Source organism: Rhodoferax lithotrophicus, from assembly GCF_019973615.1.
GTDB lineage: Bacteria > Pseudomonadota > Gammaproteobacteria > Burkholderiales > Burkholderiaceae_C > Rhodoferax > Rhodoferax lithotrophicus.
This window is the reverse complement of record NZ_AP024238.1, coordinates 988,190-1,007,720: the sequence shown is the minus strand read 5'-3', so window position 1 is coordinate 1,007,720 and position 19,531 is coordinate 988,190. Positions and strand designations below refer to the sequence as shown.

Sequence of the window (19,531 nt, the reverse complement as noted above, 5' to 3'; positions counted from 1 at the left end):
ACCTCATCATGCTTGACCGAATCAAAGCCTCTTTGCCATCCTTAGCCCCTGCCGAGCAGCGCGTGGGCAAACTGGTCTTGAGTGATCCACGCAGTTTTGCCCTGATGCCAGTCAGTGAATTGGCTGACCGGGCGCATGTGAGCAAGCCCACGGTGGTGCGTTTTTGCCGCAGCGTGGGTTATGACGGTCTGAGTGACTTCAAGCTGAAGCTGGCTGGTAGCGTGAGTGAGGGGGTCCCCTTCATCCACCGCAGTGTGGATGCAGACGACAAGACCAGTGACATCATGGTCAAAGTGATTGACAACACGGTCGCCGCATTTTTGAAATACCGCAACGATGCGTCTGCCAGTGCCATTGAAAAAGCCGCTGATGCCTTGGTAAACGCCTACAAGGCGGGCCGCCGGATCGAGTTTTTTGGCGTGGGAAACTCTGGTGTGGTCGCGCAGGATGCGCAACACAAGTTCTTTCGTTTGGGGATCAACGGCGTGGCTTACAGCGACGGCCACATGCAGGTAATGAGCGCATCCCTGCTGCAACCGGGTGACTGCGTGGTGGTCATCTCCAACTCGGGCCGTACACGGGACTTGATGGACTCGTGCGACATTGCCCGCAAAAACGGAGCCACCACCATTGTGATTACCGCCAGTGGCTCACCGCTGGCCTCAGCCGGGCACATTCACGTGGCAGCTGATCACCCGGAAGGTTATGACCGCTACAGCCCAATGGTGTCGCGACTGCTGCACCTGATGATTATCGATATCTTGGCCACCTGTGTGGCCTTGCGTATTGGCGGGGACAAACTGCAACCACTGCTGCGTGAGATGAAAAACAATCTGCGCAGCAAGCGATACGCCTGACGATTTCAAGGCTTTGGGCATCCGCAGCGTGAGCACCACCAGATCACGTGATTCAAGCCAGAATCCTCTTGCCCATCAACGATCCAGCCGACGCAGACCCGACCCTGCCACAAAGCAACTGGGTGCCCGTTGGCAATACCGCTGAGTAGCACACCGCACATGACCAATGCTGAGTGCTTACTTTTATATCGGAAGCAAGCGCTCATTCCATCTGTCCATGCATGTCAGGAAGATGGGTACCACACATATTGTTAAAAATTCGTTACAAATTAAACACTACCTATAGTGTTTAATTGGCAATCAACAACAGATATAGTGGTAAGCTCTGCCCCCATTCGAATAATGACCTATAGGGCCTGGTCTGTATAGACCCCTCCTAATTCAATTAAAAATCAGTTCACCAGAGGACCTCATGCAAATTGCCCAAAACACCAATAGCACAACCCTACATGCCAACCCGACTTTGATGGCCGACTTGAACTTACTTTCAACATCCGCAGACGGTCAGATAAGTCTGTATCAAATCATCCGCCGCAATGGTGCCGTGGTGTCTTTTGAACCCAACAAAATCGCGGTCGCCATGATGAAGGCTTTTTTAGCCGTGCATGGCACACAAGGTGCCGCATCTGCCAGTGTGCGGGAAACAGTGGAAGAACTCACTCAAACCGTCATTCGGGCACTCATGCGCTCACGCCCGGCCGGCGGCACCTTTCATATTGAAGACGTGCAAGACCAGGTTGAACTTGGACTGATGCGTGGAGGACATCATGAGATTGCCCGCGCCTATGTGCTGTACCGTGAAAGGCGCACCCAGGAACGTGCCCAAAAAATGGAGCAACATACACAGGCACATCCCGTCCTTCATGCTATCGACAAGGGCCAACGCGTGGTATTGGACTTGGCTCGATTAAAAAATATCATTGCTGACGCATGTAGTGGCTTGGGCCACGACGTGAAACCTGAGCCCATCATGGTGGAAACCATGCGTAACCTGTACGATGGCGTGCCTATGGAAGAGGTTTACAAGGCCTCGGTACTGGCCGCGCGCACCCTCATTGAAAAAGACCCAGACTACACCTTTGCCACCGCACGGTTACTGTTTCACACCATCGCCAAAGAGGTCTTGGGTGAAGATGTCGCGCAAGCAGATATGCAACAGGCTTATGTAGACTATTTCCCGCAATTTATCCAGCGTGGTGTTGAAAATGATCTGCTGGATGAAAAACTCCAACAGTTTGACCTACAACGCCTTGCTGGTGCCCTCAAGGCCGAACGTGATTTGCAATTTGATTACCTTGGCCTTCAAACCCTGTATGACCGTTACTTTTTGCATGTTGGCAAACAGCGCATTGAGTTACCACAAGCCTTTTTCATGCGCGTCGCCATGGGCCTGTCACTCAATGAGATTGACCGTGAAGCCCACGCTATTGAGTTTTACGAGGTGTTGTCCAGCTTTGATTTCATGTCATCCACGCCGACCCTGTTCAACGCCGGCACACTGCGTTCGCAACTTTCGAGTTGTTACCTGACCACCGTGCCCGATGACCTTGATGGCATTTATGAGTCCATCAAGGAAAACGCTTTATTGTCCAAATTTGCAGGCGGCCTGGGTAATGACTGGACACGTGTGCGTGCATTAGGTAGCCACATCAAGGGAACCAATGGCGAGTCGCAAGGTGTCGTACCGTTCCTGAAGGTGGTCAACGACACCGCTGTCGCGGTGAACCAGGGTGGCAAGCGTAAAGGTGCGGTGTGCACCTATCTGGAGACCTGGCATCTGGACATTGAAGAGTTTCTGGAACTGCGGAAGAACACGGGTGATGATCGCCGCCGCACACATGACATGAACACGTCGAACTGGATTCCTGATTTGTTCATGCGCAGAGTGATGGAAAAAGGCCAATGGACCTTGTTCTCGCCCAACAACGTGCCAGATTTGCATGACAAGTTCGGCCAAGCTTTTGAGGAGGCCTATGTGGCCTATGAAGAAAAAGCAGCACGTAGCGAGATCAAACCATTTCGGACAGTGCAGGCCACAGACCTGTGGCGCAAGATGCTCACCATGTTGTTCGAAACTGGTCACCCCTGGATCACATTCAAGGATGCCTGCAACATCCGCTCACCCCAACAACACGCTGGTGTAGTGCACTCAAGCAACCTGTGTACCGAAATTACCCTCAACACCAGCAACAGTGAAACAGCCGTGTGCAATTTGGGTTCGGTGAACTTGCTGCAGCATCTTAAAAACGGCCAACTTGATCATGCCAAGTTGAAAAAAACCATCAATACCGCCATGCGCATGCTCGACAACGTGATTGACATTAATTATTACGCCGTCAAGAAAGCACGAGATTCCAATATGCGCCATCGCCCTGTCGGACTTGGCTTGATGGGATTTCAGGATTGCCTTTATGAGATGCGCCTCCCTTACTCCAGTGAAGCGGCTGTTCAATTTGCCGATGAATCCATGGAGGCCATTTGTTATTACGCCTACTGGGCCTCCACGGAATTGGCTCGTGAACGTGGCAAATATTCAAGCTACAAAGGTTCCCTCTGGGATCAAGGCGTGTTGCCCTTGGACACATTGAACATGCTGAGCAAAGAGCGCGGTGGTTATGTGGATGTTGATCGATCCAGCACCCTTGAATGGGATAATTTGCGCCAAAAAATTGCCAAAGACGGCATGCGTAACTCGAACTGCGTCGCCATAGCGCCTACGGCTACCATTTCCAACATCATTGGAGTAGATGCCTCCATAGAGCCCTGCTTTGGCAACCTGTCCGTCAAATCCAATCTATCGGGCGAATTCACTATCATCAATAGTTATCTGGTACGTGACCTCAAACGTCTGGGTCTCTGGGACGATGTAATGGTGATGGACTTAAAGCATTTTGATGGTTCCCTCAGACCGATTGACCGCGTACCTCCTGAAATCAAGTCGCTCTACGCAACGGCCTTTGAAGTTGAAACCAGGTGGTTGGTTGAGGCCGCATCACGTCGTCAGAAATGGATTGATCAGGCGCAATCCCTGAATATCTACATGTCTGGCGCATCCGGTAAAAAGCTCGACGATACTTATAAACTAGCTTGGATTCGTGGCCTAAAAACCACCTACTATTTACGCACACAATCTGCTACCCACGTGGAAAAGTCTACTGTGGCAGCGGGCCGTCTGAATGCTGTTTCTTCTGGCGAGCAATCAGGCAGTCAACACGGCATGAGCGCACTGGAGGCAGCTGCAGCAGCAGCTCGACAACAGATGGCCAACATTCCAGCTACAGACGTTAAATTCTGCGGAGTGGACGACCCAACCTGCGAGTCTTGCCAGTGATGTGAAGGTGTGGATACCGATGTGATGTTGAACTCCGACAATCCTCATCACATCTGGAAAATTTCATACGCTAAACCTTTCATTTTTTACCACCTGCTCTCATAATCAGCCGATTGGAAATCACTATGTTGTCCTGGGACGAAGAAGTTACACCTACCGCCAGTTTGCCGCCTACTTCAAGCCTGCCGAATCCGCCGATGGCAGCACGATTTTCTGGCCCATCAGCTGCTCTGGTCGAATCACCTGCGATACCTCTGACTGTCCCATTGGCACATCCTGTCAACCCACCTTCATCTGATGCAGTAACGAGCACACAGCGTCGGGTTAATGCTGCAGATAAACGCATCATTAACGGCAAAACTGATGTCAATCAACTGGTACCGTTCAAATACAAATGGGCTTGGGAAAAATACCTCTCCAGCTGCGCCAATCACTGGATGCCGCAAGAAGTCAACATGACGCGAGACATTGCCCTATGGAAAGATCCGAACGGACTAAGTGAAGATGAACGTCGTATCGTCAAACGTAATCTGGGGTTTTTTGTAACTGCAGATTCACTTGCGGCCAATAACATTGTTCTGGGTACTTACCGTCATATCACGGCCCCGGAGTGCCGCCAGTTTTTGCTGCGTCAAGCATTCGAAGAAGCTATTCATACCCATGCATACCAGTACATTGTTGAGTCGCTGGGGCTTGACGAAGGTGAGATTTTCAGTGCCTACCATGAGATCAAGTCCATTCGGGATAAAGACGAATTTTTGATTCCGTTCATTGAAGCCATCATGGATCCACAGTTTAAAACGGGTACACCAGAGGCAGATCAAACGCTACTCAAATCCCTGATTGTTTTTGCTTGCCTGATGGAAGGCTTGTTCTTCTACGTCGGTTTCACACAAATTCTGGCGCTCGGACGTCAAAATAAAATGACTGGCGCAGCCGAGCAATACCAATACATCTTGCGCGACGAATCGATGCATTGCAATTTTGGCATTGATTTGATCAATCAACTCAAGTTGGAAAACCCACAGCTCTGGACGGCAGAATTCAAAGCTGAAATCAAAGCTTTATTTGAAACGGCTGTAGACCTTGAATACCGCTACGCTGAAGACACGATGCCACGAGGCGTGCTGGGAATGAATGCGTCCATGTTCAAAGGCTACCTGCGCTACATTGCCAACCGGCGCGCAACTCAAATTGGACTTGAAGCACTCTTTCCCAATGAAGAGAATCCATTCCCGTGGATGAGCGAAATGATTGACCTGAAGAAAGAGCGAAACTTTTTCGAAACGCGTGTCATCGAATACCAGTCTGGTGGCGCATTGTCTTGGGAATAAATACGCAACATGACCTTACCTTTTTCACATGCTCCGTTGATGGCAATCAGCCATCAGGTAGTGTGTTCCCCCGTTCATGATGCTGGGAACCAGCCCAACATCATGGATCACTTGACGCAACCCGAAGCGCGTGAAGTGCTCTTTGTAAATTGATCAAGGAGAACTCAATGGCAACTGCAAAAAAACCTGCCGCGAAAAAAGCGGCTCCCGAAACCAAGGCCGTAGTGGCCAAAAAAGCCGCGCCGACAAAGCCGGCTGCAACAAAGAAAGTGGCCCCAGCAAAAGCATCTGCCCCAGCAAAAAAAGCAGTGACTGCGAAACCAACTGAGACAACAGCAAAGCCAGCAGCTAAAAAAACCGCTCCTGTCAAAAAAGCTGCGCCAGTAGCCACCGCAGTTCCCGCAAAAAAAGCTGCTCCTGCGACCAAAGCTGCACCGTCCAAGAAAGCCGTGGCCACAAAAAAACCTGCGGCAAAACCTGCCGCAGAAGCTACGCCAACAGCAAAAACAACGCTCAGTCCTCAAGCTGCATGGCCTTTTCCAACCGGTCCAAAGCCCTGAGTTTTGTAACCCTCACAAGCCCGTTGCAAACCGCATCGGGCTTTTTTGTGATTGCTAGGGATAAAAAATAAGTAATCGATAACCCAGTACTCGCCCATGACTTACAGACGTAGCTACATGAAGTGCCACGCTGGTTGACCACTCAGAGTTAGCTGCAATTACCGTTTCTGTAGAGCCTAACTCCTGAACGCTAAAGACACGTCGATAAACTGGCTGATCCTGCGCATCTGTCAGTACAAGCTCCACTGAAGGCAACGCCAAGGGCCACGGTGATGCATTTTTCACCACAAAACTCAGCCTATAAGTCTCTTTATCCAGTTGCAAGAACCCCACTGAATCCACACTCATAAACTCAATCCGCTTCAAGGGCTGGATCTTGCATCGTGCCAAATCACAGAATGTTTGCAAGACAGGCTTAAATTCAGGATGTTGTGCAACAAGTTGATTCCGCTCTACAAACACCCACTGCCCCAGTAAAGCAACAGCAAGAATCCCCATCAACAGCCAAAGTACAAAACGTACAACTGGTTTTTGCCATATATTTTGAGTGCTACCTTGCGTTAAAAAGGCCACCTGCGGTGGATCTTCAGCCTCTGAAGGCTGGTTGGTAGCTTGCAATGGCGAGGGCTCTTGACACTCTGCGTGAACCAAGTCTGAAGAAACATATGAATCCGCTTTCAAATCAGATTCAGGTGTCGTGACAGGACTTGAACCAACAACCGCCAACTGGACAGAATCATCCGGCGTGGCGACCATATCCACGAACTCTTGCGGAACATCAACCAAAACTACATCATTGCCAGACGAAGATGCCTGAGCCTCGGCAAGTGCTTCAGCTTCAGACTCTAAAGAAGTAGGTGCCTGAAAAGAAGGTAACGGGTCAACCGTCAAAGCATCTGTCTGCATCTCTTCACTAAGTGACTCAACGTCACTAGCAGCTTCGATCAGCTGCTTAGATGCATCAAAAATATCACCACACTGCCCACATTTGACCCAACCCTCAGAAATACGCAATTGATCTGGCACCACCCGATACAGCGTGTCACATGCAGGGCAGCGGGTCAACAGGCTCATAAAACTTCTGACCTTGCACACATGGCAATCAGACCATCAATTCGAAGCCGTCATCAATATCCAGCCATCTTCCGAGTCGGCCACATGTAACTGGCAGTAAGGTGCGTACGCATCAATGAGTTCATCCGCCTGCCGTGCCAAGATACCTGCCAGCACCAAACTTCCACCACTTGCCACGCGTGACCACAATAACGGAGCCAATACTTTCAGAGGAGTAGCCAAAATATTAGCTACCACCGTTTGATATACACCGCAGACGGTCTCAGGCAAGCCAGCATTCACAGATACATGATTGGCTCGCGCATTCAGCACTGTCGATTCAACTGCTGCCAGATCAATATCAACCGCATCCACATCTGTTGCACCAAACTTGGCTGCACCAATAGCCAAAATGCCTGAACCACACCCGTAATCAAGCACACGCGTCAAACTTGTCGATGGTATGCCGCATTGGCCTTGTTTGGCGATCCAGCGCAAACACATCCGTGTTGTTGGGTGAGTTCCTGTACCAAAAGCCAATCCTGGGTCAAGCCTGATCACGGTGCGTGCCTGCTGTGGCGGCTCATGCCAAGTAGGCACAATCCAAAAATCAGAAGTTACCTCAACTGGTGCAAACTGCGACTGTGTTAGACGCACCCAATCTTGCTCAGGAACGTTTTGAATACCCAAGACCTCGCAGCCGCTAAAGAAATCCTGAACCAACAACAATTCCAGTGCAGCCTGGGCCTTTTCGCGTGCATCAAACAAAGCAAGCACTCTGGAACGCTGCCATCCGTCTTTGGGTGCAGGCATACCCGGCTCACCAAACAACGCCTGCTCTGCATCAGTTTGAGCATCTGCATCTTCGACACTGACACTCAAAGCATCCAAAGCGTCAAGCGCCTCACTCAAGGTTTCTACCCGATCCTCCGGGCACATTAATTGGAGTTCAAACATAGAACTGGCTATTCAACGGGTGTGATTGGCAAGCCAACCTTCAAGATAATGAATATTGGTGCCACCCTCCATGAATTTGGCATCCACCATCAACTCACGGTGCAGAGCCAAGTTGGTATGAATACCCTCTATCACCGTTTCCCCCAAAGCTGTGCGCATGCGCGCCAAGGCTTGTTCGCGGGTATCCCCATGCACAATGATTTTGCCAATCATTGAGTCGTAGTTAGGCGGTACAAAGTAGTTGGTGTAAATGTGCGAATCTACCCGCACTCCTGGCCCACCAGGTGGATGCCACATGGTGATACGCCCAGGGGAAGGAATACATTTGTAAGCATCCTCAGCATTCAACCGACACTCAATGGCATGCCCACGTATTTCAATCTGACGCTGGGTAAAAGGCAACTTCTCGCCAGCCGCCACCATAATTTGTGTCTTGACAATATCAATGCCCGTGGTCATTTCGGTGACGGGGTGTTCAACCTGAACACGCGTGTTCATTTCAATGAAGTAAAAATTACCGTCTTCGTACAAGAACTCAAATGTTCCTGCGCCCCGATAGCCAATTTTTTTACAAGCAGCCACACAACGCTCACCTACGCGCTCAATGATTTTGCGAGGAATCCCAGGCGCAGGAGCCTCTTCAATCACTTTCTGGTGACGACGCTGCATGGAGCAGTCCCGCTCACCCAGATACACCGCGTTCTTGTATTTGTCCGCCAATATCTGGATTTCGACATGGCGAGGGTTTTGCAAAAACTTTTCCATGTACACCGCAGGATTGCCAAATGCGGCACCGGCTTCGTTTTTGGTCATGGCAACCGCGTTAATAAGCGCAGCCTCCGTATGCACCACCCTCATACCACGTCCGCCACCGCCGCCTGCCGCTTTAATGATGACTGGATAGCCTACCGTTTTGGCAATACGCTTGATTTGTACGGGATCATCAGGTAACTCACCCTCTGAACCAGGCACACAAGGCACGCCCGCCTTGATCATCGCTTGCTTGGCAGACACTTTGTCGCCCATGATGCGAATAGATTCAGGAGTAGGTCCAATAAACTGAAACCCACTTTGCTCAACCCTTTCGGCAAAATCTGCGTTTTCACTTAAAAAGCCATAACCAGGGTGAATCGCTTCTGCATCAGTTACCTCTGCCGCAGATATCAGTGCGGGCATATTGAGGTAGCTGAGCGCCGAAGATGCGGGGCCAATACACACGGCCTCTTCTGCCAGTTTGACATACTTGGCTTCGCGATCAGCCTCAGAATAAACCATGACCGCTTTGATACCCAACTCACGACAGGCTCGCTGAATTCGTAAGGCAATTTCGCCGCGATTGGCAACCAGAATTTTTTTAAACATGAGCTACGCCTGTGGTCACTCGATGATGAACAGGGGCTGCCCGTATTCAACAGCCTGACCGTTATCGACCAGAATACGTCGGACGGTGCCAGTTTTGTCGGACTCAATTTCGTTGAGAATTTTCATCGCCTCAATGATGCAAAGGGTCTCACCCTCCTTGATGGCATCACCTACTTCAACAAACGATTTAGCCCCAGGCGAGGCCGATCTATAGAAAGTACCGACCATAGGTGATTTGACCGTGTGGCCGGTTTGTACCGGTGTCGCAACCGCAGGAGCAGTCGATTCAGGTGCGACGACCGGAACAGGCATAGATGCCACCGGGGCAGCCTGGGTGTAGTGCTGGATGATTGAGCCACCACCTTTGACAATACGAACCTTGCCTTCAGCTTCGGTAATTTCGAGCTCGGAGACGTTTGATTCTGACACCAAGTCGATCAATGTTTTGAGTTTTCTGAGGTCCATGAGATCTCCAACGAAAATAGGGGACAGCTAACAGGATTTAAGCTTAGTTTGAGTAAATTACGACAATTTTCATCAAAACAAGCTAACGATGGCTAATTTTACAACCATCACGCTCAAATTCAAATTTTCATCTTTGACCAAGCTTGCAATTCATCGGCCTTAAGTTTGCCCATTTTACGGTGCAAGACTGAGCCAGATGCGTCAAACACAACTGTAAACGGCAATCCACCACTTAAATTCCCGAGAGATTTACTAACCTCCATGCCAGCAAAACCAGCCAATGCCACGGGAAAATCAAGTGGAGATTGACCTAGAAATCGCTTCACCGGGGTCACTTGATCCACGGCCAAACCAAGAACTTGCCAACTTTTAGATTTATTTTCATTAAAGAAAGCATTTAATAAAGGCAACTCTTCCACACATGGCGGGCACCATGTAGCCCAAAAATTCAGCATCAACGGCTTCCCTTTAAATGCTGAAGCAAGCAACTCAACACCATCCAATTGAGAAAACTTTTGTTGCCAAAACCTGTCTTCCGCTTGGGACAACTCAATGGACTGACGTTGAAACGTGCGCCAAGCCAAGCCAGCGCCCACACCGGCAAAACAAAAACCGGCAGCCGCGGCCAACCATCTACGCCGTGTCAAGTCAGGAATACTCATGCCACCACCTCACCCAATAGCCGCCTTAGCGCCACCGCATTACCACGCGGCGTACGACCTTTAGCATCAGGCTTTAATGCACCACGCACATCATCAAAGTCATAAACCATCAAATGCACACCGATTTCTTGTTTCAATTCTGTACAAAACGCATGCACGCTCAAAGCTTCCACCAACTCCCCAGTAAAGCCAGCCACGGTGCGAGGCACATAACTCACACGCTGATCAATCAACGCAATTTCCGCTGATTTGCTGTCATCACAAAATAATTGCAGATAAATATCCGAATTTTTTGTCGCCGTACCTAACCAGACGGCTCCACCCACATAGGGTCTGAACTCATCCAGTCGCACCATCCATTGCAAAGCCAAGCGGCGTAATGCCAGCAACTCCAGCGGCTGCGTTTCACTACAAAACACGCTGATGTAATCACGCACGGCATCCTCCAGCAACTCATTGGAAGGCAAAGCCACACGCCCATTCAAGCCCAACTGCTTGGCAGCACGGCGCTTGGCAGGGCCGTATTCCAGCCCTTCTTCGACCACCCAGCGCGCTGCAGAAGCGGCAATTTCAAATGTTGTGTCCGTCATAAGTGACTCATTTTGCCCCGATTCCTCTTGGCGCGTCCTGAGTTCGAGATAGTGCACTGCCATGACAATGGGCATGCCTAAAATCAGGCCATGCACATTCATATACTTGGTATTTGCGGCACCTTTATGGGGGGACTTGCCGCCCTGGCTCGCGAAGCTGGCCACAAAGTCACAGGCTGCGACGCCGGTGTTTACCCCCCTATGAGCGACCAACTCAGAGCCTTGGGGATCGAACTGATTGAGGGTTTTGACGCTGATCAGCTCGCGCTGAAGCCTGATATGTTTGTGATCGGCAACGTGGTTAGTCGAGCCCATTTGATAGATGGCACACCTAAGTTCCCCTTGATGGAAGCCATTTTGGATGCAGGTCTACCTTACACCAGTGGGCCACAATGGTTGGCAGAGCACGTGCTTCAAGGCCGCCACGTAGTAGCGATCGCAGGCACCCATGGCAAAACCACCACCACGGCAATGACCAGCTGGATTTTGCAAAGCGCAGGCTTGCAACCCGGTTTTTTGGTGGGGGGAGTACCTCTGAACTTTGGTGTTTCAGCTCAATTAGGCCAAGGCAAGCCCTTTGTCATTGAGGCCGATGAATATGACACCGCATTTTTTGACAAACGCAGCAAGTTTGTGCATTACCGGCCACGTACCGCTGTACTGAACAACCTGGAATTTGATCACGCGGACATCTTTGATGATCTGGCTGCGATTGAGCGGCAGTTTCATCATCTTGTCCGTACCGTCCCCGGCAAAGGCGCACATGGCAGTGGCCGAATCGTAGTCAATGGATTGGAAGAAAGTTTGGCACGTGTGCTGCATATGGGCTGCTGGAGCGAAGTGCGCAGTTTTGGCTCAACCGTGAGCGACTTCACCGCCCAAGGTGAAGCCAGCGACTTTGATGTCATGCACCAAGGCCAACTTGTGGGGCACGTAAACTGGGCATTAACCGGCACACACAACCAGCTCAATGCTTTGGCGGCCATTGCCGCAGCCGAGCACTTGGGCGTTGCACCATGCCTGTCTGCTCAGGCATTGGGGCAATTTGAAAATGTCAAACGTCGTATGGAAATACGCGGCACCGTGCCAACAGCAACCGGGAACATCACCGTTTATGACGACTTTGCGCACCACCCCACTGCCATCCGAACAACAGTAGACGGGCTGCGCCGTGCGCTGAAACCGGGCGAACGTATCCTGGCGGCATTTGAGCCACGCTCAAACACCATGAAACTGGGCACCATGAAAGCCCAACTTCCCTGGAGCCTTGAACATGCGGATTTGGCTTTTTGCCACAGTGGCGGTTTAGGCTGGGATGCCAACGAAACACTCAAACCAATGGGTGAACGTAGCTTTGTGGCCGACAACATTCCACAACTGGTGGGTCAAATCGTCCAGGCAGCGCGTGGCGGCGACCATATTGTGTGTATGAGTAATGGCGGCTTTGGTGAGGTGCATGCCAAACTGCTGCAAGCCTTGAAAAACCGCCTGCCTCAAGTGTCCTGAAGAAAATCAGCCTGCCCTTGCCAGCCGATAGCTGGCAATTTCCAGCAAGCCATCAAACAGCAAGTTGTCCACCAATTCAAAGGGTACAGACATGCTGGGTGCCATTTTCCAGCCGGCACCACCTGTCATGATGCAGCGTGGCTCCATTCGACAATGTTGTCGCACATGCTGCACCATACGCTCCACAGCCCCGGCAATGGCATAGGTACCACCACTGGTCAGGGCATCACTGGTATTGGTTGGAAACTCGCACACATTGCCTGTCGGCACATGTAATCCAGCTGTTCCAGATTCGAGTGCTCTCAGCATGATGCCATGGCCAGGCAAGATCAACCCACCCAAAAATTTACCATGCGTATCGATGGCATCCACTGTCACAGCAGTTCCTACCATCACGACCACGAGCGGGCGTGGCGCGCCTTGTTTCAGACCACGATGCCAAGCCCCAATCATGGCAACCCAACGGTCTGATCCCAATCGCGCGGGATAGTCATAGCCGTTGGTCAAACCGGCCTCGGCACTGCTGGCGACCACCCAATGGGCAGAAACGTCCCACAACTCCATTTGCTCTTCCACACGGCGCTTGACCGCATCACCTGCTACGGCACAACCCAACATACGCTGGGGCGGAGCCAGCCCGGCCCAGTCACCTTCTGCCAGACGATCAATATTTTCAAGAAACTCAGCCCCTTGCGCCAACAAGGGCGCGTCCCGGTGGGGAGCCGTATGAAGCGCCCATTTCAGGCGGGTGTTACCGATATCAATGGCCAAAAAAGTCATGGCGGCATTATCGGTAAATGCTGACGCTTGTCACGCGCTGATTCACGCCATCATCTTCCTATGGACAAGCTCAATGATGGCCGATTACCCTTGCCGCCAAGGCAATCCATGAAATCGCCATCCCCCAAGCTGCCCACGATGTGCAAAGTCATCAGGATCGCCTTCAAAACCTTCCAGAATGTTATAGGCTTGCAAACCCAGTTCGGTGGCGCGAATAGCCGCAGCGACTGAACGTACACCACTTCGACACAACAGCACCACTTTGTGATCTGGCGGGACTGCAGCCAGAAGTTCAGCATCAAAATCAGGGTTGCTGGCCATGCCTGGCCACTGCTTCCATGCCACCGCCACTGCATCTGGAACAAAACCCACCCAGGCACGTTCAGCATCGGTGCGTACATCCACCAACACGGCCTCACCACTTTGCACCCAATCCCAAGCCAACTTGGGATGAATGTCACCGGCATAGGCTTTTGCAGGAAGCATCTGCATACCCTGAACAACATGGGCATCATGGCGTAAACCACTGTGCTTGTTGGCAGGTACAGCTTCTGAAATCCGCTTGGGCGGTGGCAAATGGAGCGCGGCCATGATCGCCACAAATTCATCTTCTGTCTTGCCTGCCACACGGGCGTTACTGGCTTTCTCCGTGCCAATGGTGGAGCTTGTTTTGCCCTGGTAATCATGTCCCGGCCAGACCGTGGTGGCATCAGGTAGTGTGAACAAGACTTGGGTCAGGCTGTGGTACATGGCGTGTGCACTACCCGATTGAAAGTCGGTCCGCCCGCAGCCATTGATCAACAACGTATCTCCTGTGAACACATGATCACGCCACACAAAACACATGCTGCCAGCCGTGTGACCGGGCGTGTGTAGTGCACGGATTTCCTCTGCCCCAAAGATCAGCGTATCCCCATCCTTGAGTTGCACAGACGCGGTCGTGATACCGCAACCTGCGGGTGCTGTGGTTTTGGCACCCGCCAATTCAGCAAGTTGCCCGGCGCTGGTGATGTGATCGGCGTGTGCATGGGTCTCCAACGCCCAGACCAGCTTCAAACCATATTCCCGAAGAACTTGCAGGTCACGCTCAAGCTGGGTATCCACAGGATCAATGATGATGGCATCACGCGTGTTGGTATCCATCAGCACATAGGTATAGGTGCTGGAGGCCGTGTCAAAAAGCTGAATCGGTTTCATAAATAGGGCAGATATAGAAGTGATCGATGATGAATCATGACACAGAGCCGGGTTCATGCCAATGCCAATGGCATTGCGCACGATCTTTTTAAAATCCACTAAGATTGACGTTTACGTCAACGTCAAGTCAGCACAAACTGATCTGATTGCTGATTTAGCCAAAACAATACCCACCACTGGAGACACTCCATATGACTGATTTATCCGCTGATTTCAAAGCCTTGGCCAACTACCGCCCCACCCACAAGGTGCGTTTTGTCACCGCCGCCAGCCTGTTTGATGGTCATGATGCCGCCATCAACATCATGCGCCGGATTTTGCAAAGCATGGGGGCGGAGGTGATCCATTTGGGCCATAACCGCAGCGTCGATGAGGTGGTCACCGCAGCATTGCAGGAGGATGCCCAGGGTATTGCCATCAGCTCTTACCAGGGCGGACACGTAGAGTATTTCAAGTACATGGTCGACCTGCTCAAAAGCCGTGGCGGCGCTCACATTCAGGTGTTTGGCGGCGGCGGCGGCGTGATTGTTCCCAGCGAAATCAAGGAACTGATGGACTATGGCGTGACACGCATCTACAGCCCCGAAGACGGCCAACGTATGGGCCTGGCCGGCATGATTGGCGAAATGGTGATGCGTTGTGACCAAGACATCACCGGCTACGCCCCCACCACCATCCAGGCCATCCAAGGGCACACCGAAATGAGCTGGCGTGCGCTGGCACAACTCATCACCGCACTGGAGAACGAAAAAGCTGCGGGCGAGGGGAAAGGTGAACTATCAGCGCCTTTTAAGGCCCTCGCCCTTGATATACATGCACAAGCAGCTACAAAAAACATACCAGTTCTGGGTATCACCGGCACTGGCGGTGCAGGCAAATCATCACTCACCGACGAGCTGATCCGCCGTTTACGCCTTGATCAAGGTGACAACTTGCATGTAGCCGTCATCAGCATTGACCCCTCTCGACGCAAAAGTGGTGGCGCATTGTTGGGCGACCGCATCCGTATGAATGCCATCGGGCCATGGAGCCAAGGCCCACGGGTGTTCATGCGTTCATTGGCCACGCGCGACTTCGGCAGCGAGATCAGCGCCGCCCTGCCCGACGTGATTGCCGCTTGCAAGGTCACCGGCTTTGACCTGATCATTGTGGAAACCTCCGGCATTGGCCAAGGTGATGCCGCCATCGTGCCGCTGGTGGACGTGCCCATGTACGTCATGACACCCGAATTCGGCGCAGCCAGCCAGCTGGAAAAAATCGACATGCTCGACTTTGCCGAGTTTGTGGCCATCAACAAATTCGACCGCAAGGGCGCATCCGATGCCCTGCGTGATGTCGCCAAACAAGTGCAGCGCAACAAGGAAGCCTGGGGTGTCCCTGCGGAACAGATGCCGGTGTTTGGCACCATGGCCGCACGCTTCAACGACGATGGAGTGACTGCCCTGTACCAGGCCCTGAAAGTGCGACTGGCCGAATTGGGACTGAAAGTCACCGATGGAGCCCTGCCCAAAGTGACGGTACGGCACAGCACCAACCAGACTCCGGTGCTGCCCGCAGCACGCATCCGTTACCTGGCAGAAATTGCCGAGACGGTGCGTGGCTACAAAAAACGCGCTCGCGGTCAGGCCAAATTGGCACGTGAAATCCAGCAACTCAACGCCACGGCCGACATGCTGCTGGCCGCCGACCCCAACAAAGACGGCAGCGCCAAACCTGGCGCTTATGGCACCGTGCAGGCACTGGCCCAGGTGCGCAGTGAGCGGCAAGACCCGGCAGCGGCCAAGCTGCTGGCCCAGTGGCCCGCCATGCAGCAAGCCTACGCAGGTGACATGTACGTCGTCAAAATCCGCGACAAGGAAATTTGCACCCAGCTCACCACCAAAACCCTGAGCGGCACCACCATCCGCAAGGTCTGCCTGCCGCAATACGAAGACCACGGCGAAATCCTGAAGTGGCTGATGCTCGACAACGTGCCTGGCAGCTACCCCTACACCGCGGGCACCTTTGCCTTCAAGCGTGAAAACGAAGACCCCACCCGCATGTTCGCCGGTGAAGGTGACCCGTTCAGAACCAACAAGCGCTTCAAGCTGCTCAGCTCCGGCATGCCCGCCAAGCGGCTAAGCACTGCGTTTGACTCGGTCACCCTCTATGGCAACGACCCCGACCCGCGCCCCGACATCTACGGCAAGGTGGGCAACTCGGGCGTTTCGATTGCCACCATCGACGACCTGAAAGTGCTCTACGACGGCTTTGATTTGTGCAGCCCCACCACCAGCGTCAGCATGACCATCAACGGCCCGGCCCCCAGCATCCTGGCCATGTTCATGAACGCCGCCATTGACCAGAACCTGGAGAAATTCAAGGCCGACAATGGTCGCGAACCGACCGACACCGAAGCGCAAAAAATCCGTGAATGGGTGCTTTCCAATGTGCGTGGCACGGTACAAGCCGACATTCTGAAAGAAGACCAGGGCCAGAACACCTGCCTTTTTTCCACCGAGTTTTCCTTGAAGGTGATGGGCGACATCGCCAGCTACTTTGTGCACCACAACGTGCGCAACTTCTACAGCGTGAGTATCAGCGGCTACCACATTGCCGAAGCCGGTGCCAACCCGATCAGCCAGCTGGCCTTCACGCTGAGCAACGGTTTCACCTTTGTCGAAGCCTACCTGGCACGCGGCATGCACATTGACGACTTTGCGCCTAACCTGAGCTTCTTCTTCAGCAACGGCATGGACCCCGAATACACCGTCATGGGCCGCGTGGCGCGGCGCATCTGGGCGGTGGCGATGAAAGAAAAATACGGTGCCAACGAGCGCAGCCAGAAGCTCAAGTACCACATCCAGACCAGTGGCCGCAGCTTACACGCGCAGGAGATCCAGTTCAACGACATCCGCACCACGCTGCAGGCGCTGATTGCCATCTACGACAACTGCAATAGCCTGCATACCAATGCCTTTGACGAGGCCATCACCACACCGACCGAAGATTCTGTACGCCGCGCCATGGCGATCCAGCTCATCATCAACCGCGAGTGGGGCCTGGCCAAGAACGAAAACCCGAGCCAAGGCGCATTCATCATCGAAGAGCTGACTGAACTGGTGGAAGAAGCCGTGTTGCTGGAGTTTGAACGCATCACCGAACGCGGCGGTGTGCTCGGCGCGATGGAAACCGGTTACCAGCGCGGCAAGATTCAGGACGAATCCATGCATTACGAGATGCTCAAGCACACTGGCGAGTTGCCCATCATCGGGGTCAACACTTTCCGCAATCCACATGGCGATCAGGTCATGGACAAGCTGGAACTGGCACGCAGTACCGACGAAGAAAAACAAAGCCAGCTCAAGCGCCTGCAAGACTTTCACACCCGCCATGGAAACGAAGCCCCGGCGCAGCTCAAGCGCCTGCAACAAGCGGTGATTGACAACCAGAATGTGTTTGAGGTGCTGATGGACGCGGTGCGGGTCTGCTCCCTGGGTCAGATCACCAACGCATTGTTTGAGGTGGGCGGGCAGTACCGGCGCAATATGTAAGACTGCGTTTTATAGTTTGCGGTCAAACAAGCTTCTAACGCAGGTAAATCATGCGTTAGAAGCTATTATAAACATAGCAATTCATCACAACACATCCGTAAACCGCCCAGCCTTTGACCATCAAGGTCTACAACGCGGGTGCCACCAGTGTCAATGTCAACTCCACCCTGGTCTATGGCGAAAAGGAGGCCATGGTGATACCACCATCTACGTCGGCCAGGCCAAGCCGGATTACTGCTTCGGCGTGGAAACCCTGAAAGAGGTTTTCCCGCAAGCTGGCGGGAAAACTCGCATTCTGGGGCCCCAAATGGGCATCAACGCACCACGCAAACCAGTGGTGCCACGCACCCCAGGCCCGCTGGCCCAACGCCGTGGATGCCAGCGCCATCAGCTTCACCAAAGACTATTTGCAGACCTTTGAGAAAAACCTGGCTGCCAACACCACCAGCGCCGGGTTGATCGGTGCCATGCAGCAGTCCTACCCCCAGCTGACCGACGATGCCATGTCGCTGCACATCGGAGCACAGGTCAACACTGGCGAGATGAAGTGGTAAACCACTGACGGTGAGCGTGCGGCCTCCAAAGTGCCACACTCGCCTCAGGTTTTCATTTTTTAACGACATACAGGAATCCTCACCATGTCCACCCCCCTGAACCACACCGCACAGGAACAAACCTTCACCCAAGCGCGCACCTTCAACAAGTTCACCAACCGCGCCGTCACCGACGAAACCCTGCACGCGCTCTACGAGCTGGCCAAGTGGGGCCCCACGTCGATGAACTCGCAGCCTGCACGCATCGTCTTTGTGCGCAGCGCCGAGGCCAAGGCCCGGTTGCTGCCCGCACTCATGCCCGGCAATGCCGACAAAACCATGGCCGCACCGGTGTGCGCCATCGTGGCCATGGACAGCCGCTTTTTTGAACACCTGCCAGAGCAATTCCCCGCCATGAATGCCCGGCCCATGTTCGAGGGGAATGCCGCTCTGGCGGAGAGCACGGCGTTTCGCAACAGCTCGTTACAGGCGGCCTACCTGATCGTGGCGGCACGCCAACTGGGTCTGGACTGCGGCCCCATGAGTGGGTTCGATGCCGCCAAGGTGAATGCTGCCTTTTTCCCCGATGGCCGCTACAAGACCAACCTGCTCATCAACCTGGGCTACGGCGACGCTGCAGGCAACTACCCACGTGGCCCCCGCCTGCCGTTTGAAGCCGTCGCCAGCATCGCCTAAAGCCATTCACTGACGCGGCTTACCGCAGCAAGTACATGGAATCATGGCCAAGCCGTGATTTCGGTATTTATTGTTAAATTAGCCTGTAGTGCTTATAAATAAAGCGCTAAAAGCT

Annotated in this window: 16 protein-coding genes; 8 read left to right on the top strand and 8 right to left on the bottom strand. The window is 52.8% G+C overall.

Annotated elements, in window-relative coordinates; all coding sequences use genetic code 11:
* Positions 1-8: 8 nt before the first annotated feature.
* From LDN84_RS04700 to LDN84_RS04685, 4 genes are all read left to right on the top strand, one after another.
* Positions 9-857 (top strand): MurR/RpiR family transcriptional regulator, encoded by an 849-nt coding sequence (locus LDN84_RS04700; RefSeq protein ID WP_223909187.1) that lies wholly within the window; start codon positions 9-11, stop codon positions 855-857.
* Between the two features lie 466 nt (positions 858-1,323).
* Positions 1,324-4,188, top strand: coding sequence for a ribonucleoside-diphosphate reductase subunit alpha (locus LDN84_RS04695; RefSeq protein ID WP_223912751.1), 2,865 nt, complete (start codon positions 1,324-1,326; stop codon positions 4,186-4,188).
* A gap of 125 nt (positions 4,189-4,313) precedes the next feature.
* A complete protein-coding gene (locus LDN84_RS04690) occupies positions 4,314-5,522 on the top strand; it encodes a ribonucleotide-diphosphate reductase subunit beta (RefSeq protein ID WP_223909185.1) in 1,209 nt (402 codons plus the stop codon).
* 167 nt (positions 5,523-5,689) lie between these two features.
* Entirely contained in the window at positions 5,690-6,082 is a 393-nt protein-coding gene (locus LDN84_RS04685; protein ID WP_223909181.1) for a histone, read from the top strand.
* A gap of 54 nt (positions 6,083-6,136) precedes the next feature.
* Here the strand turns inward: LDN84_RS04685 and LDN84_RS04680 are convergent, their stop codons facing one another.
* The 6 genes from LDN84_RS04680 to LDN84_RS04655 form a co-directional block, all read right to left on the bottom strand.
* Entirely contained in the window at positions 6,137-7,156 is a 1,020-nt protein-coding gene (locus LDN84_RS04680) for a zinc-ribbon and DUF3426 domain-containing protein (RefSeq protein WP_223909179.1), read from the bottom strand.
* A 36-nt stretch (positions 7,157-7,192) separates the two neighbouring features.
* On the bottom strand, positions 7,193-8,092 hold the full coding sequence (prmA, locus tag LDN84_RS04675) for a 50S ribosomal protein L11 methyltransferase (protein ID WP_223909176.1): 900 nt from the start codon (positions 8,090-8,092) through the stop codon (positions 7,193-7,195).
* 12 nt (positions 8,093-8,104) lie between these two features.
* Positions 8,105-9,454, bottom strand: a complete 1,350-nt coding sequence (gene accC, locus LDN84_RS04670; protein WP_223909173.1) for an acetyl-CoA carboxylase biotin carboxylase subunit — start codon at positions 9,452-9,454, stop codon at positions 8,105-8,107.
* A gap of 15 nt (positions 9,455-9,469) precedes the next feature.
* Positions 9,470-9,919, bottom strand: a complete 450-nt coding sequence (accB, locus tag LDN84_RS04665; RefSeq protein ID WP_223909171.1) for an acetyl-CoA carboxylase biotin carboxyl carrier protein — start codon at positions 9,917-9,919, stop codon at positions 9,470-9,472.
* A 119-nt stretch (positions 9,920-10,038) separates the two neighbouring features.
* On the bottom strand, positions 10,039-10,581 hold the full coding sequence (locus LDN84_RS04660) for a TlpA disulfide reductase family protein (protein WP_223909169.1): 543 nt from the start codon (positions 10,579-10,581) through the stop codon (positions 10,039-10,041).
* Positions 10,578-11,171: a hypothetical protein gene (locus LDN84_RS04655; protein WP_223909167.1), complete on the bottom strand. Its 594-nt coding sequence runs from the start codon at positions 11,169-11,171 to the stop codon at positions 10,578-10,580. Before LDN84_RS04655 ends, LDN84_RS04660 begins: the two co-directional genes overlap by 4 nt.
* 90 nt (positions 11,172-11,261) lie before the next feature.
* On the opposite strand from LDN84_RS04655, the gene mpl reads away from it, so the two are divergent.
* Positions 11,262-12,677: a UDP-N-acetylmuramate:L-alanyl-gamma-D-glutamyl-meso-diaminopimelate ligase gene (mpl, locus tag LDN84_RS04650; protein WP_223909165.1), complete on the top strand. Its 1,416-nt coding sequence runs from the start codon at positions 11,262-11,264 to the stop codon at positions 12,675-12,677.
* A 6-nt stretch (positions 12,678-12,683) separates the two neighbouring features.
* Here mpl and LDN84_RS04645 read toward each other — a convergent pair whose 3' ends face one another.
* Positions 12,684-13,457, bottom strand: a complete 774-nt coding sequence (locus tag LDN84_RS04645) for a type III pantothenate kinase (RefSeq protein WP_223909163.1) — start codon at positions 13,455-13,457, stop codon at positions 12,684-12,686.
* An 84-nt stretch (positions 13,458-13,541) separates the two neighbouring features.
* On the bottom strand, positions 13,542-14,654 hold the full coding sequence (locus LDN84_RS23155; RefSeq protein WP_435405915.1) for an MBL fold metallo-hydrolase: 1,113 nt from the start codon (positions 14,652-14,654) through the stop codon (positions 13,542-13,544).
* Between the two features lie 191 nt (positions 14,655-14,845).
* Here LDN84_RS23155 and icmF point away from each other — a divergent pair, with 191 nt between their 5' ends.
* The 3 genes from icmF to LDN84_RS04620 all read left to right on the top strand — a co-directional run bounded on the left by icmF (position 14,846) and on the right by LDN84_RS04620 (position 19,416).
* Positions 14,846-18,187 carry a fused isobutyryl-CoA mutase/GTPase IcmF gene (gene icmF / locus LDN84_RS04630; protein WP_223909162.1) on the top strand — a complete coding sequence of 1,114 codons (3,342 nt, stop codon included), beginning with the start codon at positions 14,846-14,848 and terminating at the stop codon, positions 18,185-18,187.
* A gap of 371 nt (positions 18,188-18,558) precedes the next feature.
* Entirely contained in the window at positions 18,559-18,741 is a 183-nt protein-coding gene (locus LDN84_RS04625) for a hypothetical protein (RefSeq protein ID WP_223909161.1), read from the top strand.
* An 84-nt stretch (positions 18,742-18,825) separates the two neighbouring features.
* The gene (locus tag LDN84_RS04620; RefSeq protein ID WP_223909159.1) at positions 18,826-19,416 is read left to right on the top strand and encodes a malonic semialdehyde reductase; all 591 of its coding nucleotides are present in this window, start codon (positions 18,826-18,828) and stop codon (positions 19,414-19,416) included.
* Positions 19,417-19,531 lie beyond the last annotated feature (115 nt).

What these genes read in the sequence shown, in the direction of transcription:
- LDN84_RS04700 (WP_223909187.1), top strand. Translation starts at nt 9, where the DNA reads ATGCTTGACCGAATCAAAGCCTCTTTGCCATCCTTAGCCCCTGCCGAG.
- LDN84_RS04695 (WP_223912751.1), top strand. Translation starts at nt 1,324, where the DNA reads ATGGCCGACTTGAACTTACTTTCAACATCCGCAGACGGTCAGATAAGT.
- LDN84_RS04690 (WP_223909185.1), top strand. Translation starts at nt 4,314, where the DNA reads ATGTTGTCCTGGGACGAAGAAGTTACACCTACCGCCAGTTTGCCGCCT.
- LDN84_RS04685 (WP_223909181.1), top strand. Translation starts at nt 5,690, where the DNA reads ATGGCAACTGCAAAAAAACCTGCCGCGAAAAAAGCGGCTCCCGAAACC.
- LDN84_RS04680 (WP_223909179.1), bottom strand. Translation starts at nt 7,156, where the DNA reads ATGAGCCTGTTGACCCGCTGCCCTGCATGTGACACGCTGTATCGGGTG.
- prmA (WP_223909176.1), bottom strand. Translation starts at nt 8,092, where the DNA reads ATGTTTGAACTCCAATTAATGTGCCCGGAGGATCGGGTAGAAACCTTG.
- accC (WP_223909173.1), bottom strand. Translation starts at nt 9,454, where the DNA reads ATGTTTAAAAAAATTCTGGTTGCCAATCGCGGCGAAATTGCCTTACGA.
- accB (WP_223909171.1), bottom strand. Translation starts at nt 9,919, where the DNA reads ATGGACCTCAGAAAACTCAAAACATTGATCGACTTGGTGTCAGAATCA.
- LDN84_RS04660 (WP_223909169.1), bottom strand. Translation starts at nt 10,581, where the DNA reads ATGAGTATTCCTGACTTGACACGGCGTAGATGGTTGGCCGCGGCTGCC.
- LDN84_RS04655 (WP_223909167.1), bottom strand. Translation starts at nt 11,171, where the DNA reads ATGACGGACACAACATTTGAAATTGCCGCTTCTGCAGCGCGCTGGGTG.
- mpl (WP_223909165.1), top strand. Translation starts at nt 11,262, where the DNA reads ATGCACATTCATATACTTGGTATTTGCGGCACCTTTATGGGGGGACTT.
- LDN84_RS04645 (WP_223909163.1), bottom strand. Translation starts at nt 13,457, where the DNA reads ATGACTTTTTTGGCCATTGATATCGGTAACACCCGCCTGAAATGGGCG.
- LDN84_RS23155 (WP_435405915.1), bottom strand. Translation starts at nt 14,654, where the DNA reads ATGAAACCGATTCAGCTTTTTGACACGGCCTCCAGCACCTATACCTAT.
- icmF (WP_223909162.1), top strand. Translation starts at nt 14,846, where the DNA reads ATGACTGATTTATCCGCTGATTTCAAAGCCTTGGCCAACTACCGCCCC.
- LDN84_RS04620 (WP_223909159.1), top strand. Translation starts at nt 18,826, where the DNA reads ATGTCCACCCCCCTGAACCACACCGCACAGGAACAAACCTTCACCCAA.